Genomic DNA, 16,559 nt, shown 5'->3' with positions numbered 1-16,559 from the left:
GGTGGAAATAGAAAGTACTTCGGGAAGGGTGATAACTCCCTTCCCGAAGTATAGCTTGAGAATCTTATACTTTCTCTTTGGTGAGCTTGATGCTGTGAGGTTTTATTTCAACTTCTTTAAGCTCTCAAAGCCTTCACCATAGACGCCCTTGACTGCACCTTGGGATACGAAGGCTTTTGGGTCAATCTCCTCAATGATGCGTGAGATGGCGACAGAGTGCTGCTTACGGACGACTACGAGGAGGACCTTCTGAGGCAGACCTGTGTAGCCTCCCTTGGCTTCCAGCATCGTGCAACCACGGCGAAGCCGCGAGGTGATAGCATCATTGAGCTCTTGGCATTTTGTGCTGAAGATCATGAATTGTACCGATTGCTTGTTACTACTCGTGTACCAGTCCATTGTCATCGCTAGGAGAACGACCTCAATAATCGACATGACGAGCTTATCGAAGGCTGCAAGTGCATCGATTTTGATGTCGGCTAGGTAGACATTGGCGATGTATGAGAAGAGCACAATTGAGCCATCCACAACGATGAATATTCGCCCGAATGACATGTTCTTGTACTTACTGATGAGGGCGACGATAACGTCTGTACCTCCCGAGCTCCCATTCACCGAGAAGATCATCCCAAGACCGAGACCACACATCATCGCTCCCAGGATAAGAGCAAGCAGAGGTTGATCTCGAAGGATCATCAAGTGCCACATCTCCTCGATGCGAGGATCGGGAATGGCTGTTCGGGTAGCAATGGGTACAACGATGGCAAGGATACCGATACCGATAAGAGTCTTGAGAAAGAAGTTCTTATCCAGGAAGATGAATGCCACTACAAGGAGCGATATGTTCGCTATGTTGTAGGGTATATCGACCTTGATCCCCGTGATGATGGTGATGATGTTACAGATCCCCATGAGACCACCTGTGGTGACTCGCTGTGGATAGATGAGGAAACTGAACCCAATCGTATAGAGGAGTATCCCTAGGAATACGATGAGGAGGTCTCGCCAGAAGTACCGAGAGAGAGCTTGCTTAGATAGCTCGTTGCCTAGGTCACGGAACTTCTGTGCGAAGAAGCTAATGAGATTGAATTTCTCTGCCATGATATAAGTGCGTTTACTGTATGTGCGGTGTCGCTGTTTAGGTCTTTATGTTAGAGGACGATGTTGATAATACGTCCTGGTACGACGATAACCTTTTTTGGACTCTTCCCCTCAAGCCAACGCTGAGTTTCATCATTCGCTAGTACAGCCCTCTCGATCTCCTCACGCGAAGCTGTGGTGGGGAGCTCTAGGGTGAAACGAGTCTTACCGTTGAAGCTGACAGGGTACTTAATGCTGTCCTCTACGAGGTGAGACTCATTGTACTCAGGCCAAGGAGCGGAGGTAATTGAAGCCTCTTCGCCCAATGCATGCCAGAGCTCCTCTGCTATGTGTGGAGCAAAGGGAGCAAGGAGTATCAGTAGGGGATGGAGTACCTCATGAGAGGAGGTCTTCATCCCTTGTAGCTCGTTGATACAGATCATGAAGGCCGCCACGGAGGTATTAAAGGAGAATTGCTCGACGTCTTGTGTGACCTTCTTGATGAGCTTGTGTAGGCTCTTCAGCTCTTCTTTTGTGGCAGATGTCTTGGTGACACGTAGCTCATCCGTGGAGTAGTAGAGAGACCAGAGCTTCTTGAGGAAGCGATGTACGCCATCGATGCCATTGGTATCCCATGGCTTGCTCTGCTCGATGGGTCCAAGGAACATCTCATAGAGACGAAGTGTGTCGGCACCATAGCGCTCTATGATGTGGTCTGGATTGACGACATTGTACATGGACTTACTCATCTTTTCGACTGCCCATCCACAGATGTACTTCCCGTCCTCTAGGATGAAGTCTGCCGTGCCGTATTCAGGACGCCAAGCCTTGAATGCCTCCAAATCCAGCTGGTCGTTGTAGACAATGTTTACATCGACATGGATGGGGGTTGTCTCATAGCTGTCTTTTAGTCCGAGGGAGACGAAGGTATTGGTGTCCTTGATACGGTAGACGAAGTTCGATCGTCCCTGTATCATACCTTGATTAACCAGCTTACGGAAGGGTTCATCCTCAACGATGATACCGAGGTCGAAGAGGAATTTATTCCAGAAGCGACTATATATAAGGTGTCCTGTAGCATGCTCCGCTCCTCCGACATAGAGGTCTACGTGACGCCAATAGGCGTTCTTTTCCTGTCCCACAAGAGCCTTGTCATTGTGTGGATCCATGTAGCGTAGGTAGTAGGCGGAGCTCCCTGCGAAGCCTGGCATTGTACTCAGCTCGTATGGGCACCCTTCCTTCGTGTGCCACCCTTCAGCTCTACCAAGTGGAGGCTGTCCATCGGAGGTAGGGAGGAACTTATCAACTTCGGGCAAGCATAGAGGTAGCTCGTCTTCGTTGACGGTGTGAGCAATGCCCTGCTCATCATAGTAGATGGGGAAGGGCTCACCCCAGTAGCGCTGACGGCTGAAGATTGCATCTCGCAGACGATAATTGGTACGTACTCGTCCCAGCTGTTGCTGCGCAAGGTAATCCTTCATCTTGGTGATGGCATCTGAGACAGAGAGTCCGTTCAGTAGCCCCGAATTGATGAGCGTCCCAGCCTTACTATCCTTAGATTCTGTCCAAGTGCTGGGGTCTGTAGGCTCTTCGTCATGCGGTAGGACAACTTGGATAATAGGTAAGTCAAAGTGCCGAGCGAAGGCGAAGTCTCGGGAGTCATGTCCAGGCACAGCCATCACTGCTCCAGTGCCATAGCCAGCTAGTACGTAGTCGCTGATCCAGATGGGTATGGCCTCTCCTGTGAGAGGATTCTCTGCGTAGGAGCCAGAGAATACACCCGAGACACGGCGGTCTGCCATGCGGTCTCGCTCTGTCCTACGCTTGGTTGCCTCGAGGTACTCCTCTACGGATGCTTTCTGCTCTGGGGTAGTGACGAGAGGGACGTAATTGCTCTCGGGGGCTAACACCATGAAGGTTACCCCGAATATTGTGTCTATACGTGTGGTGAAGACGGTTAGTTCACCCTTGTGGATACCCTTCTGCTCCTTGCTGGCAAGTACGGGGAAGCGTACCTCTGCCCCCTCACTCTTGCCTATCCAGTTGCGCTGAGACTCCTTGAGTGATTCACTCCATTCTAGGTTGTCTAGGCTGCTGAGTAGCCTACCTGCATAGGCTGATACTCTTAGGCACCACTGCTTCATCTTGCGCTGTACGACAGGGTGACCACCACGTACGCTTACGCCTTCACTTACCTCGTCGTTGGCAAGTACTGTACCGAGGGCTTCACACCAATTGACCATCGTCTCGCCGAGGTAAGCTAGGCGGTAGTTCATGAGGGTCTCTTGACGCTTTACCTCATCCCACTTATTCCACTCCTCGGCGGTGAAGGAGATCTCTTCGCTCTGGGATATATCTAAACCTTCGGTACCCTTCGTCGTGAAGTGCTGGATAAGTTCGTCAATCGGACGAGCTTGATCTCTGGTGTTGTCGTAATAAGAATGGAAGAGACGGATGAAGACCCACTGTGTCCAATGGTAGTACTTAGGGTCAGAGGTACAGATTTCTCGAGACCAATCGAAGCTGAAGCCTATGCGGTCAAGCTGCTCACGATAACGGTGGATGTTTTCCCGAGTCGTTATCTCTGGATGTTGACCTGTCTGTATGGCGTACTGCTCGGCTGGAAGTCCAAAGGCATCGTAGCCCATAGGATGGAGGACATTAAAGCCACGAAGTCGCTTGTAGCGAGCGAATATATCGGAGGCAATATAGCCTAGAGGGTGACCTACGTGTAGCCCTGCCCCAGAGGGATAGGGGAACATATCTAGGATATAGTACGGAGGGCGACTAGGGTCTTCGGTGACACGATATACATTCTTCGCTTGCCAATACTCTTGCCAGCGTGCTTCGATTGCTCTAAAGTTATATTCCATTCTGTAATTATAAACAGCCGATTAGTGCTGCAAAGGTACGTTATTTGTTGCAAAATAGGCTTCCCTCTAGAGTGCTATAAATTACTTGATGAGGAGGGTAATAGGACACTTTCTTTTTATCTGTATTGTGCTTGGGAGGTCTCAGCTCATGGGAGGAGAAAAGTACCCATGCATGGGTCGCTTTTCATACCCACTCGTGGGGTCCATTTGTTACCCACGGGTGGGTTTCGGTGGATACCCACGAGTGGATACCAAGGATAACCCACGAGTGGGTTCCTAGAGAATTTCATAAGGGGGGCAGGGGTGCACTATATATTGAGGTTATGCAGAGCGGCTATTCTATCCTAGAGTCCAATGAGAAATCAAGCACCTGAGACATGAGCTAGTAGCCTCGGTGTTCGTCATAGTACGGGATGGGGTAGGGGAGCTAGAATTGTTGTATCTTTGAGTGTCTGAGGATCTAGGAGTATCCTTCACCTAGACAGCAGAAAACAGCGAACAAATAACATCATAGCTCATGAACAATGAACAACTGATGACCCGAGCAGCCGATAACATCCGTATCCTAGCTGCTTCGATGGTCGAGCGTGCCAAGAGTGGACACCCAGGCGGTGCTATGGGTGGTGCAGACTTTATCAATGTGCTCTTCTCAGAGTTCCTTATCTTCGATCCCAACGACCCCAAGTGGCCGGGTAGGGATCGCTTCTTTCTTGACCCAGGGCACATGTCGCCCATGCTCTACGCTCAGCTATCACTCATCGGTAAGTACTCGATGCAGGAGCTCCAGCAGTTCAGACAGTGGGGCAGTCCCACCCCTGGACACCCCGAGGTGGATGTCCTGAGAGGTGTAGAGAATACCTCAGGTCCACTTGGGCAGGGGCACACCTTCGCTGTGGGTGCAGCGATCGCCGCCAAGTTCCTCGCCGAGCGACTAGGCTGGGTGATGAGCCAGACGATCTATGCCTATATCTCTGATGGTGGTGTGCAGGAGGAGATCTCTCAGGGTGCAGGGCGCATAGCAGGGCACCTAGGGCTGGACAACCTCATCATGTTCTATGATGCAAACAACATCCAGCTCTCTACCAAGGTGGACGAAGTCGATACAGAGGATGTAGCGATGAAGTACAAGGCTTGGGGCTGGCACGTGCTAGAGGTGGATGGCTCATCAGCAAGTGAGATCCGCAAGGCACTGGCAGAGGCAAAGTCTATCGTCGGCAAGCCTACCCTGATCATCGGACATACCACGATGGCTCGTGGGGCTGTCGGTGCTGATGGCACGAGCTACGAGGGTAAGGTGAGCACCCACGGACAGCCACTCTCGGCTGCTGGGGCTTCGTTTGAGGCCACGGTGCAGAACCTAGGGGGTGACCCCAACGACCCCTTCCGTATCTTCCCCGAGGTAGAGGCTATGTATCAGGCTCGCCTTGACGTGCTTCGACAGCTCGCTGAGGAGCGTAAGAAGGAAGAGGCTCTGTGGCGTCAGGACAACAAGGATCGGGCTGAGAAGCTCGACCGATGGTTCTCGGGTGTAAGCCCTGTCATCGACTGGTCTAAGGTAGAGCAGAAGCCCGACCAAGCTACCCGTGCTGCCTCAGCCACTATCCTAGGCGTACTAGCGCAGCAGGTAGAGAATATGGTCGTAGCCTCAGCCGACCTATCCAACTCGGACAAGACGGATGGCTTCCTCAAGAAGACCCGAGCCCTCACCCGAGGAGACTTCGGGGGCGCCTTCCTCCAGCCAGGTGTAGCAGAGCTTACGATGGCTTGCCTATGTATCGGTATGGCACTGCATGGCGGTGTAATCCCCGCATGCGGGACGTTCTTTGTATTCTCTGACTATATGAAGCCAGCGGTGCGTATGGCAGCCCTCATGGAGCTACCCGTAAAGTTCGTATGGTCGCATGATGCCTTCCGTGTGGGCGAGGATGGTCCTACCCATGAGCCCGTAGAGCAGGAGGCACAGATCCGACTGATGGAGAAGCTACAGAATCATAGTGGTGCTAATAGCCTACTGGTACTTCGCCCCTCCGACGTTGAGGAGACGACAGTGGCATGGCGTATGGCTATGGAGAATGTCCATACCCCATCAGCGCTCATCCTCTCTCGTCAGAATATCAAGGACCTCCCTGCCCCCGAAGGCAAGACCCGAGGAGAGGCAGCTCAGGAAGCTGAGCGTGGTGGGTACATCGTCCAGCGTGACGAGCATCCCGAGGTGGTCCTAATCGCTAATGGGAGCGAAGTCTCTACCCTCATAGAGGGAGCCGAGCTCCTTCGTAAGGAGGGTATCCAGCTACAGATTGTAGCCGTACCCAGCGAAGGGGTATTCCGCCGTCAGCCCAAGGCCTATCAGGATGAGGTGCTCCCTCAGGGAATCAAGCGATTTGGTCTCACGGCAGGTCTACCAGTGAACCTCCTCGGTCTCGTTGGGGACAATGGTACTATCTGGGGAATGAACTCCTTTGGTTTCTCTGCCCCATACAAGGTACTCGATGAGAAGTTAGGCTTCACCGCAGAGAATGTCTATCAACAGGTCAAACAGCTACTCGGTAAGTAGTAGTTCATCCATATTACTATGCCTTGCACGAATAAGATAGGACTCGCAGCCGACCATGCTGGCTACGAGCTGAAGGAAGAAGTGAAGGCTCAGCTTATCGCCCGTGGTCTTCAAGTCGAAGACTACGGGTGCCACTCTGCTGAGCGGTGTGACTACCCCGACCATGCGCACCCTATGGGACGTGCCATCCAGGAGGGGATGATAGAGCGGGGGATCTCTATCTGTGGATCAGGTAATGGGATCTCTATGGTGCTCAATAAGTACCCACGAGTACGAGCCGCCCTCTGCTGGAATGTGGAGCTTGCTAAGCTGGCACGTGAGCACAATGATGCTAATGTCCTATCCCTCCCAGCACGATTTATCTCTAGGGAGGAGGCAGAGGCGATCGTCTCGGCCTTCCTAGACACAGCCTTTGAGGGTGGGCGACATGCCGCTCGGGTAGAGAAGATCCCCATTCACTAGCTGGAGGGGATTCCCCCACAGCATAGAAGACCCTATGAGCAAGTATCTAGCCCTATTCATAGCGCTACTCCTCTCCATCACGACATCATGGGCAGGACCACTCCTGCCCAAGGTGAAGCGAGACATCCCACAGCGGGGTGTCTCGCCTTTTCGTAGTGGGCAGGTGTGGCTTACTACCACACGGCTTGAGTCGGAGCTATTGAGCCTCCTTGAAGAACTTGGACTTGAAGTTCACCCAAACGCTAAGCATCGAATTAGTCTAGAGCTACAGACCGAGATAGAGGGACTCCCCAAGGGGAATGAGGAGGCGTACAAGCTAAGTATTACTAGCAACCTTATTAGCCTCAAGGCCTATACAGATACGGGGCTGTATAGAGGGCTACAGACGCTGAGACAGCTCTATGAGAGAGGTGAGTGGACGGCACATATGATCCTTGACTGGCCAGCCTTCCCATGGCGTGGCTTCATGATGGATGTTGGGCGTACCTATATTCCCCTAGAGGAGTTGAAGCAAGAGATAGACTTACTGGCTCGCTTCAAAGTCAATGTTTTTCACTGGCATCTGACAGAGAACGAGGCTTGGAGGCTAGAGAGCAAGCTCTATCCCAAGCTTAATGATCGGACCTCCATGACCCGTATGGCTGGTCGGTACTATACCCAAGAGGAAGCGAGGGAACTCGTACAATATTGTAAGGCACGTCGCGTACTACTCATTCCCGAGATTGATATGCCGGGGCATAGCGCAGCCTTTGAGCGTGCGCTTGGCTACGGCATGCAGACCAAGCAGGGGAAGCAGACACTCAAGGCTCTCATCAAGGAAGCATGCGAAGTCTTTGATGTCCCCTATCTGCATATTGGTACAGATGAGGTGCAGTTCACCGATAGAGCCTTTGTCCCCGAGATGGTCGCCTATGTACGCTCCCTAGGCAAGAAGGTGATCTCTTGGGCACCAGGATGGTCTTACCAGATAGGAGAGGTCGATATGCTCCAGCTCTGGAGCTCTCGGGGGAAAGCCATCGAGGGGATCCCAGCCCTAGACTGCCGCTACTACTACCTCAATCACTATGACCTCTTCTCTGATATAGGACGCCTCTATAATAGTCGTATCTATGGTGAGGATAAGGGGTCAGAGAATCTCTATGGGGCTTTGCTCGCAGTATGGACGGACCGAGATACTCAGAGTGTGTGGCAGATTGTCCGTGAGAACCAGCTATACCCTGCGATGCTTGCCCTAGCAGAGCGTAGCTGGGTAGGTGGTGGTCGAGGTGACTTCACGAGTAGGGAAGTGATGACCTCTGACCCTAAAAGCCCTGCCTACGAGGACTTCAAGGACTTCGAGACGAGGATGCTCCACTATCGCAAGGCCTTCCCTCCTAAGCTCTTTCCCTATGTACGACAGACGGATGCTCGCTGGATTATATCTGCTCCCTTCCCCAATGGTGGTGAGCTTAGTCGAGTATTCCCTCCTGAGCAAGCCATCGGTACCACAGCTCCCCCTAAGTCCTTACCCAGCTATACCTACGAGGGTAAGACCTATAGCTCACAGATGGTCGCAGGGTCAGGATTCTACCTAAGGCATGTGTGGGGTGACCTCTGTGCTGGTCTTTTGGAGCAGGCAGAGACTGACCATACCTGCTATGCTATGGCATGGGTCAATTCACCTAAGGAGCAGAAGGTCGGGTTACTCTTCGAGACACAGAACTATAGTCGCTCGGAGAAAGACCTTCCTCCACCTCTCGGAGCATGGGATTACCGAGGGAGCATGGTGTGGGTGAATGGTATCTCAATAAAGCCTCCCGTGTGGACGAATAGCCATACGATCCCCAGCCTCACCACAGCCCTAGGTAATGAGAATGCTTGCTCTCGTCCTCCAATCCCCATTACCCTAAGGAAGGGATGGAACCAGCTCTTCATTAAGCTCCCCATAGGGGCATTTACCACCCGTGAAGTACGCCTTATCAAGTGGATGTTTACGGCTGCCCTTCTGAGCCTCGATGGTACGGAGGCAGCAGATGTACGTTACCTCGACTTGTAGCCATTATGATCAAGTAGTACCTATCGCCTTGACCTAACTTGGTGAGGCTAGTATGACACTTTTCGTCTTCTCTTTACTTAACTAGCAGGGACTACATAATGGGTCACTTTTCGCTCCCTAAATAGAGTGAGAAAGAAACCCTTGCAAGACCTCCCCAAGGAATGCTTGCAAGGGTTTCTTTACATACCCATGCAAGGGGTTTGATGAGACCCATGCAAGGGTTTGAAGGAGCCTCTCCTAGGGTCTTGAACCAAGCCTATCAAACCTCGTGATTAAAGCCTCTGAGAGGTAAGGATACCACTTCATCAGCCTATCTCAGGGAGGTGCTATTTGGGTGCAAAGCAAAGGGTTAGTAACTTTGTTCCTTGACCCAGCTATCTGAAGCAATATAAAGACTAATGGAACGATTTTTCAACCGAGAGTTTACCTTTGACCGCATAGCACGGATGTTCGTCCTCACGATCATCGTACTGCTTATCCTATGGGGTGTACGGGCGATTTGGGATGTGCTACTGCCGTTTCTGTTGGCAGGGATTTTTGCCTATGTGGTCATGCCACTCGTGCGTTTCTTCCAGTACACGCTACGGCTTCGCTCTCGAGGGCTATCGGTCATTCTGACGCTGGGGGTGATAGGTGCATTGATTTACCTAGCTATCATCTACGTGGTACCCTCTGTGAAGGAGGAGGTGGAGAAGACCCTGCAGATGATCTCCAGCTATAGTGGAGGACAAGACCTGATCTCCATGCTCCTGCCTCGTAGTGTACGGGACTACTTCACGAGTAACCGCACTTGGGGCAATCTCTCCCGTAATCTCTCTATCGACAAAGTCATTGAGAATACGAAGCTCATACTTGACCAAGTCGGGGGGATTATAAATAGTACACTCTCGGTCTTCTCATGGGGCTTTGTCTTCCTCATGGGGATTGTGTACTTCATCTTTATCCTTTTAGACTTCGAGAACCTCGGGCGTGGTATCATCAGCCTCTTCCCCGTATCTCTACGCCCAATGATGCGTACCGTCTTCTCCGACCTAGACCGCTACATGAATAGCTACTTCCGTGGGCAGGCTCTGGTGGCTCTGAGTGTAGGGGTATTGCTCTCGATAGGCTTCAATATCATCGGGCTACCCATGGCGACTGCTATGGGGATCTTCATTGGACTACTGAACTTCATCCCCTACATGCAGGCTCTTGGGATTGTACCCCTCGGTCTGGCAGGGCTACTGATGGCAGCGCAGAATGGTGAAAACGTCTTCGTCTGTTTGCTCTTAGCCTACGGCGTGCTGCTCATCGTACAGATTATTCAGGATATGATTCTCGTGCCTCGGATCATGGGGCATACGATGGGGATGCGCCCTTCGCTTATCCTCCTTGTCCTGACGATATGGGGCTCTCTGCTCGGATTCTTTGGGATGCTAATCGCTTTGCCTGCAACGATGTTCCTTTATTCCTTCTATAAACGCTACATACTGGAGGATAAGGAATACATAGCCGAGGTAGAGGAGCGAGCAAGGCAAAAGGCTGAAAGGCGAAAGAAGAAGTCCACCTCACGTCATCAGACGAAAGCCTCTAACCCCTCTGACGGAGAAGATGAGTCTCTTTAAGGGCAGTAGTACCTTCATCGCTCGAGGACTCCAACGTACAGGGCAAAGGGGAAGCAAGGGTATCTCGGGTTCGCTCCGCCTAACCACTCTGGGGGTAGCCTTTAGCCTGAGTGTGATGCTCCTCTCGGTGACCATCATCCTGGGCTTTAGGGAACAGATACATGAGTTTGCCTTTAGTCAGACGGGGCATATCAGCATAAATAGCTTCGGCAGTGATTGGCGCAACTCAAATACGCCGATACATGTCTCGCCAGAGCTACTTACCTTCCTGAGGCAAGAGCCCTACGTAGAGCGAGTGACACCCATCATACAAGAGGCGGGTCTTCTGAAGACTGAGGATAATTTCGCTGGAGTCTTACTCTATGGCATCGACAGTACCTTCAGGGGAGACTACTTTGCCCATAACCTTCGTGAGGGACGTCTTCCTCAAACAAACCTCCAGCAGGGGCATGCAATGCCAGAGATAACACTGCCTGTACAGACAGCAGAGCGTATGGGCTGTCGTGTGGGAGAGAAGGTACGGATTTACTTCTTTGGTGATAAGATGCGTGTGCGGGTCTATACACTCGTTGGGGTATATGAGTCCACGGGTATGGAGCTGTCACCTGCCTTGTGTCCGATTAGCTCCTTACAGCGACTGAACCGCTGGGATGACAACACCTATAGCCGCCTGATGCTGATGCTCCGTGAGCCAAGCCATGCAGAGCGAGACCTCTCTGAGCTCATTGCCTCCCTGCAGAAACGTCCTAACCTCATCGGTCAGCAAGACTATGGGCTGAACCTCGGGGAGGAGCTACAACCGGAGCTCTTCAACTGGCTTACCTTCCTCGATACCAATGTTTATGCTCTGCTCTCACTGATGATACTCGTCGGAGGCTTCACTATGATTACGGGGCTAATCATCCTTGTGCTGGATAAGAGCAAGCAGATAGGTATTCTCAAGGCTCTAGGTGCTACGGATGGTCTCCTACGCCGTACCTTCCTATTGCTCGCTGGGCGTCTCATCCTTCGGGGGATGCTCTGGGGGAATCTCCTAGCTTTAGCATTAGGGCTCGTCCAGCAGCATTTTAGGCTTATTCGACTGAACCCTGCGAACTATTTCATGAGTTCGGTACCCATCCATTTTGCCCCTTGGGCATGGGTGGGGATTAACGCTGGTACATTATTGCTCATCCTCATCATGATCCTAGTGCCTGCGGGCATCGTCAGTCGCATCCGTCCTGCCGAGAGTATGCGTATTGACTAGGATATGCCTCTCTCTTTTCGCCCTATTGACGACTAAGAAAGCCCACCCTAACTGTGGTGAGCTTTGTCCTTCTACTACAAAAGAGAAAAGCTAATCCTAGAGCTAGATAGGTCTAGCTCTAGGATTAGCTTTTCTCTTTCTACTGCTGGGAGGGTTTATGCCTAGAGCCTATACAGCCTCCTGTCTTTTGGCCTTTAGGGTCATGACCCTTGGCTTCCTTTTTCCGTAGGGGTGAAGGTCGGGAGCTGGATGTGCAGAGCTACCGCAAGTACACGAAGGACAAAGACAGAGAGAGCGGAGAAGAATTGCACCCATTCGATCGAGATACGTGTATAGTAACCGAGCAAGACATAAATCGTCCCTCCAAGGATACATGCCGAAGCATAGAAGTCCGTCCTAAAGATAAGAGGCGTATCGTTGATAAGAATGTCTCGAATGAGTCCTCCGAACGAGCCTGTGATCGTCCCCATAATGATGGCGACCCACCACGGATAGCCTACGGCGTAGGACTTAGCTACACCAACCACCACAAACAGCCCAAGACCAATAGCATCGAAGAAGAAGAGCGAGTGGTTGAGTCGTACCACTTGTCTGCGGAAGACGATTGTGAAGACCAGTGCCAGACCTGTGATAATCAGATACGATGGCTGTATTAGCCAAAAAGGCTTAATGTCCAGCAGAATGTCTCGGATTGTACCACCCCCAACAGCTGTTACGAACCCTACAACGTACGCACCAAACCAGTCAAATCCCTTCGCAGCTGCTAGGCGTATACCACTGATAGCAAAGGCAAGTGTCCCGAGGTAATCACACCAATCGACAAAGCTATTGACGTCAACGATGTGGTCGAAGTTCATCATACCTAGTTTCCGTTTCGTTATACCTTTTCTGTGGCTTCCCCGACTTAATAAGATTCGCTCTCTGAGGGAAACGATCCGTCTCGTACTGCCTCAATGTAATCACCGACAGCAGTACGAATAGCCGAGCCTACCTGCCCAAAGCGACGCAGGAACTTCGGGCTAAAGCTCTCCTCCATCCCTAGCATATCCTGCGAGACGAGTACCTGTCCATCGACACCCGAGCCTGCTCCAATGCCAATGACAGGGATGTGAAGACGCTTAGCAACACGTTCGGCAAGTGTGGCTGGGACCTTCTCTAGGACAAGGGCAAAGCATCCAGCCTCCTCTAGTCCCAGAGCTTCCTGCTCGAGACGAAGGGCGTCTTCCTCACTTTTTCCCTGCAGGTGATAGCCACCGAGCTGATGTACAGATTGTGGGGTTAGCCCGAGGTGTCCCATAACGGGGATGCCTAAGGTTGTGAGTCTCTTGATGAGAGGATACAGTATAGCTCCGCCCTCGAGCTTGAGTGCGTCGCAGCCCGTCTCCTTCATGAGTCGTACTGCTGAGCTGAGGGCAACTTCGTCTGAGACCTGATAGCTCCCGAAGGGCATATCCACTACGACAAGTGCATGCTCTGTGGCACGCACAACGGAGGCTCCGTGGTAGATCATCTGCTCTAGAGTGATGGGTAGGGTCGTTGAGTGACCAGCCATAACGTTTGCCGCCGAGTCCCCTACGAGTAGGATGTCTACTCCTACACTATCGATGAGGCGAGCCATCGTATAGTCGTAGGCCGTGAGCATGGTAATCTTCTTGCCCTCCTGCTTCATCGCAGAGAGGCGTAGCGTCGTTATCTTCTTTAATTCGGGTTTGTGTTGAGACACTTTATTCTATAAAAACTAAGGACACACCTTCTCGCTACACCTAGGGTAGCAGGAAGGCATGTCACGTATGAAATGAACTAGTTAAGTAAGCACTAAGGCGTAGGTAGAGTTTACTCCCACTCTATGGTGCTGGGTGGCTTGGAGGAAATGTCGTAGACCACGCGGTTTACGCCACGCACCTTATTGATAATCTCGTTGGATACCTTGGCCAAAAAGTCGTAAGGCAGGCGCGCCCAGTCTGCACTCATAGCATCGGTACTTGTCACGGCCCGCAGGGCAATCGTGTAGTCATAAGTCCGCTCGTCTCCCATCACGCCCACCGAGCGAATGGGGAGTAGGATAGCTCCAGCCTGCCAGACCTCGTCGTAGAGTCCTGACTCACGGAGCTGAGACATGTATATGTCGTCTGCGTTCTGTAGGATCTCGATTTTCTCAGCTGTAATCTCCCCAAGGATACGGATGCCAAGCCCTGGCCCTGGGAAGGGCTGACGCTTGATGAGGTGCTCCTGCATACCCATCTCGAGGCCGACACGTCTTACTTCATCCTTGAAGAGCAGGCGCAGAGGCTCGACGAGACGAAGGTTCATACGCTCGGGGAGCCCCCCTACGTTGTGGTGGCTCTTGATGACTGTACCTGTGATGCTGAGTGATTCGATGACATCTGGATAAATGGTGCCCTGCCCAAGCCATTTAATGTCCTTGAGCTTCTTGGCCTCTTCATCAAAGACTTCGATGAAGCCTTTACCGATGATCTTACGTTTCTCTTCAGGATCTGTGACGCCTTTAAGTGCGGTGAGGAACTTCTCACGAGCATTCACCCCGATGACGTTCAGCCCAAGGTGTTCGTAGTCCCGGAGGACGTGCTCAAATTCGTCCTTCCTCAGCAGTCCGTGATCGACGAAGATACACGTCAGTTGCTTGCCGATAGCCTTATGTAGTAGTACGGCTGTTACGGAGGAGTCTACACCGCCTGATAGTGCGAGGATGACTTTATCCTGCCCAAGCTGCTCTTTCAGCTCTTGGACGGTATGCTCTACGAAAGATGCAGGAGACCAATTGCCTCTAATGCCAGTCACACTGAGGAAGTTACCCAAGAGCATTGTCCCCTGTTCCGAGTGGAAAGCCTCTGGATGAAACTGCACTCCCCAGGTCTGCTCTCCATCGATGCGGAAGGCCGCTGCTGACACATCCTCCGTGCTGGCTATGATACGGAAGCCTTTCGGTAGCTCAGTGATTGTGTCGCCATGGGACATCCAGACTGTGGAGCCCTGTGTGAGCCCTTTCATCAGTGGGTCATTGACGTGATGGATAGTTAGGTGTGCTCGTCCATACTCACGGCTTGCACAAGGCTCTACCTTTCCCCCTGCCTGATGTACGAGGCTCTGCGCACCATAGCAAATCCCTAGCAGAGGTAGCTTCCCACGTAGGTCACTGAGGGTGATATGGTAGGCATCAGCATCATAGACCGAGTGTGGACTACCTGAGAGGATGATACCAGCTACACCTGTTAGGTCCTTAGGGAGCTTGTTGTAAGGGATGATTTCGCAGTAGGTATTGAGCTCACGAAGTCTGCGACCGATGAGTTGGGTCGTTTGTGAGCCAAAGTCAAGGATGAGTATCTTCTCCTGCATATTCCAGTAACTAAGAGTTGTGGGGCAAAGATACAAATAACCCTTAATACCCCTGCCCTAGAGATGTTGTATCCTACAAAAGTGGTTGGAGCCACATGCCTACCATCTCTATCCTATTGGTGGGTGAGAATATACTCGCTCATACCTCTCGCATCTAATCTCAGGGCAAGGGTAAGCGAGGATGCAAACTTGTACAAGCCGGACACAAGGTATCCATATCTGTTTTGGCCTTGTTGGTACTGAGAGATTTCTTCCCCGCTTAGGGTAGAAAGTACCTGTGTCAATACGGATGTAATGGATATCTTCTCTTTGTTGTAGGACTTGTTCATATAGAAGTCTAACAAGTGCAGGGAGGTCATACTCCCTCTCATATCCTTTCAGTCCCTTTACCTTCTCATATATTGAAAAAAGATCCTCCCGATGCTCGTAACAATCGACAAAGTCTAAGCCAAACTTATTATTGCAGTATTGGGATTCGTAAACTTCGTAATTGCCTCCGTAGTGTGTTTTTCCCCAGTAACGAGCATTCTCTATGTGATGTTCCCAAAAATAATAGCCTTTACCTAGCCAAGCCTTCTCTTCTGCAAATAGAGGGATCTCTAGCCTTTTACTCTCTTTGCGAACAGCCTGGTAAAGGTTGATTGTTTGCTCCATTGAGTTCGAGTGTGTTCTCCTTGAGCTTTTCCCCCAGCCCACTGAGGTTTAACGTCGGTAGGATAATCCCTGGGATTTGAGACTGGGTTGTGACAAGGCTAATAAAGGCTCGGACGTAAGGGAATACGATTGCGATGCTATTTGAGTAGAAATACCCGGGGATAGAAGAAAGAGATATCTCTTCAGAGAAGTGAAAGGAAGCCTCACACTCTACCTTGCCCACTTGATATTGCCCTTGCCCAATACGTACCTCAAGAGAAAGTCGATAAAGCCCTCTCTGCCCCTCAAAGACTCCTCTAGGGAGGAAATCTATAGATAGCTCCCCGTCTTCGAGTGATGTTGTGTCAAATGTGAAGCGAGGAAACCTATATTCCTCGAGCTGAAACCTTGCATTTTCTGTCATACTCATGCTGCATCATCTAGAGAACTCTCTTGTGTAAGGGCATAGCTACCTTCATACTTCGTTTGAAACCCTAACTTAATAGTAAAAGGAGACCGTCTAGAGTAAGATATAGAACTCGTATTATCATCTTCCTCTAGCATGGTAGAGACCTTCTCATATGTATCTTCCCAAATCTGGGTAAACTCCCCTTCTGAGACTGCCTCAAACCAATCATTAAATGCATCCAGTAACTTTCCCATAATTATCCAATAGTCCGAATATGAACTGATAAACTGCTGAGCAAACAGACCTACA

Annotated in this window: 13 protein-coding genes; 5 read left to right on the top strand and 8 right to left on the bottom strand. The window is 51.2% G+C overall.

The window, feature by feature from the left end:
* Window positions 1–102: 102 nt before the first annotated feature.
* Both HMPREF0636_RS02245 and leuS read right to left on the bottom strand, forming a co-directional pair.
* Window positions 103–1,101: a YitT family protein gene (locus HMPREF0636_RS02245; RefSeq protein WP_005467270.1), complete on the bottom strand. Its 999-nt coding sequence runs from the start codon at window positions 1,099–1,101 to the stop codon at window positions 103–105.
* Between the two features lie 50 nt (window positions 1,102–1,151).
* The gene (gene leuS, locus HMPREF0636_RS02240; RefSeq protein WP_044168219.1) at window positions 1,152–3,953 is read right to left on the bottom strand and encodes a leucine--tRNA ligase; all 2,802 of its coding nucleotides are present in this window, start codon (window positions 3,951–3,953) and stop codon (window positions 1,152–1,154) included.
* 517 nt (window positions 3,954–4,470) lie between these two features.
* Here leuS and HMPREF0636_RS02235 point away from each other — a divergent pair.
* The 5 genes from HMPREF0636_RS02235 to HMPREF0636_RS02215 all read left to right on the top strand — a co-directional run bounded on the left by HMPREF0636_RS02235 (window position 4,471) and on the right by HMPREF0636_RS02215 (window position 11,854).
* On the top strand, window positions 4,471–6,507 hold the full coding sequence (locus HMPREF0636_RS02235) for a transketolase family protein (protein WP_044168217.1): 2,037 nt from the start codon (window positions 4,471–4,473) through the stop codon (window positions 6,505–6,507).
* Between the two features lie 18 nt (window positions 6,508–6,525).
* Window positions 6,526–6,969 (top strand): ribose 5-phosphate isomerase B, encoded by a 444-nt coding sequence (rpiB, locus tag HMPREF0636_RS02230; protein ID WP_044168215.1) that lies wholly within the window; start codon window positions 6,526–6,528, stop codon window positions 6,967–6,969.
* A gap of 34 nt (window positions 6,970–7,003) precedes the next feature.
* Window positions 7,004–9,004, top strand: a complete 2,001-nt coding sequence (locus tag HMPREF0636_RS02225) for a family 20 glycosylhydrolase (protein ID WP_044168214.1) — start codon at window positions 7,004–7,006, stop codon at window positions 9,002–9,004.
* 398 nt (window positions 9,005–9,402) lie between these two features.
* On the top strand, window positions 9,403–10,608 hold the full coding sequence (locus HMPREF0636_RS02220; protein WP_044168213.1) for an AI-2E family transporter: 1,206 nt from the start codon (window positions 9,403–9,405) through the stop codon (window positions 10,606–10,608).
* Window positions 10,595–11,854: an ABC transporter permease gene (locus HMPREF0636_RS02215; protein WP_044168212.1), complete on the top strand. Its 1,260-nt coding sequence runs from the start codon at window positions 10,595–10,597 to the stop codon at window positions 11,852–11,854. Before HMPREF0636_RS02220 ends, HMPREF0636_RS02215 begins: the two co-directional genes overlap by 14 nt.
* A 200-nt stretch (window positions 11,855–12,054) precedes the next feature.
* Here HMPREF0636_RS02215 and HMPREF0636_RS02210 read toward each other — a convergent pair whose 3' ends face one another.
* From HMPREF0636_RS02210 to HMPREF0636_RS02185, 6 genes are all read right to left on the bottom strand, one after another.
* Window positions 12,055–12,714, bottom strand: coding sequence for a trimeric intracellular cation channel family protein (locus tag HMPREF0636_RS02210; protein WP_005467277.1), 660 nt, complete (start codon window positions 12,712–12,714; stop codon window positions 12,055–12,057).
* A gap of 44 nt (window positions 12,715–12,758) precedes the next feature.
* The gene (gene panB / locus HMPREF0636_RS02205) at window positions 12,759–13,577 is read right to left on the bottom strand and encodes a 3-methyl-2-oxobutanoate hydroxymethyltransferase (protein ID WP_044168211.1); all 819 of its coding nucleotides are present in this window, start codon (window positions 13,575–13,577) and stop codon (window positions 12,759–12,761) included.
* A gap of 110 nt (window positions 13,578–13,687) precedes the next feature.
* Window positions 13,688–15,208, bottom strand: coding sequence for a glutamine-hydrolyzing GMP synthase (gene guaA, locus HMPREF0636_RS02200; RefSeq protein WP_044168209.1), 1,521 nt, complete (start codon window positions 15,206–15,208; stop codon window positions 13,688–13,690).
* Between the two features lie 108 nt (window positions 15,209–15,316).
* Window positions 15,317–15,862 (bottom strand): hypothetical protein, encoded by a 546-nt coding sequence (locus HMPREF0636_RS08425; protein WP_155807270.1) that lies wholly within the window; start codon window positions 15,860–15,862, stop codon window positions 15,317–15,319.
* The gene (locus HMPREF0636_RS02190) at window positions 15,816–16,265 is read right to left on the bottom strand and encodes a protein-export chaperone SecB (protein ID WP_052328705.1); all 450 of its coding nucleotides are present in this window, start codon (window positions 16,263–16,265) and stop codon (window positions 15,816–15,818) included. The genes HMPREF0636_RS08425 and HMPREF0636_RS02190 overlap by 47 nt, the downstream gene beginning before the upstream one ends.
* Before the next feature lie 2 nt (window positions 16,266–16,267).
* Complete coding sequence (locus tag HMPREF0636_RS02185; RefSeq protein WP_044168205.1) at window positions 16,268–16,504, bottom strand: hypothetical protein; 237 nt, start codon at window positions 16,502–16,504, stop codon at window positions 16,268–16,270.
* Between the last annotated feature and the right edge of the window lie 55 nt (window positions 16,505–16,559).

It is taken from the genome of Porphyromonas catoniae ATCC 51270, assembly GCF_000565015.1.
In the GTDB taxonomy this organism is placed as follows: Bacteria; Bacteroidota; Bacteroidia; order Bacteroidales; family Porphyromonadaceae; genus Porphyromonas; species Porphyromonas catoniae.
Note: the sequence above shows the minus strand (reverse complement) of the source record. Positions and strands in the feature narration are given on the sequence as shown.

What these genes read in the sequence shown, in the direction of transcription:
- guaA (WP_044168209.1), bottom strand. Translation starts at nt 15,208, where the DNA reads ATGCAGGAGAAGATACTCATCCTTGACTTTGGCTCACAAACGACCCAA.
- HMPREF0636_RS02220 (WP_044168213.1), top strand. Translation starts at nt 9,403, where the DNA reads ATGGAACGATTTTTCAACCGAGAGTTTACCTTTGACCGCATAGCACGG.
- HMPREF0636_RS08425 (WP_155807270.1), bottom strand. Translation starts at nt 15,862, where the DNA reads ATGGAGCAAACAATCAACCTTTACCAGGCTGTTCGCAAAGAGAGTAAA.
- leuS (WP_044168219.1), bottom strand. Translation starts at nt 3,953, where the DNA reads ATGGAATATAACTTTAGAGCAATCGAAGCACGCTGGCAAGAGTATTGG.
- HMPREF0636_RS02235 (WP_044168217.1), top strand. Translation starts at nt 4,471, where the DNA reads ATGAACAATGAACAACTGATGACCCGAGCAGCCGATAACATCCGTATC.
- HMPREF0636_RS02190 (WP_052328705.1), bottom strand. Translation starts at nt 16,265, where the DNA reads ATGACAGAAAATGCAAGGTTTCAGCTCGAGGAATATAGGTTTCCTCGC.
- HMPREF0636_RS02185 (WP_044168205.1), bottom strand. Translation starts at nt 16,504, where the DNA reads ATGGGAAAGTTACTGGATGCATTTAATGATTGGTTTGAGGCAGTCTCA.
- HMPREF0636_RS02210 (WP_005467277.1), bottom strand. Translation starts at nt 12,714, where the DNA reads ATGATGAACTTCGACCACATCGTTGACGTCAATAGCTTTGTCGATTGG.
- HMPREF0636_RS02245 (WP_005467270.1), bottom strand. Translation starts at nt 1,101, where the DNA reads ATGGCAGAGAAATTCAATCTCATTAGCTTCTTCGCACAGAAGTTCCGT.
- HMPREF0636_RS02215 (WP_044168212.1), top strand. Translation starts at nt 10,595, where the DNA reads ATGAGTCTCTTTAAGGGCAGTAGTACCTTCATCGCTCGAGGACTCCAA.
- rpiB (WP_044168215.1), top strand. Translation starts at nt 6,526, where the DNA reads ATGCCTTGCACGAATAAGATAGGACTCGCAGCCGACCATGCTGGCTAC.
- HMPREF0636_RS02225 (WP_044168214.1), top strand. Translation starts at nt 7,004, where the DNA reads ATGAGCAAGTATCTAGCCCTATTCATAGCGCTACTCCTCTCCATCACG.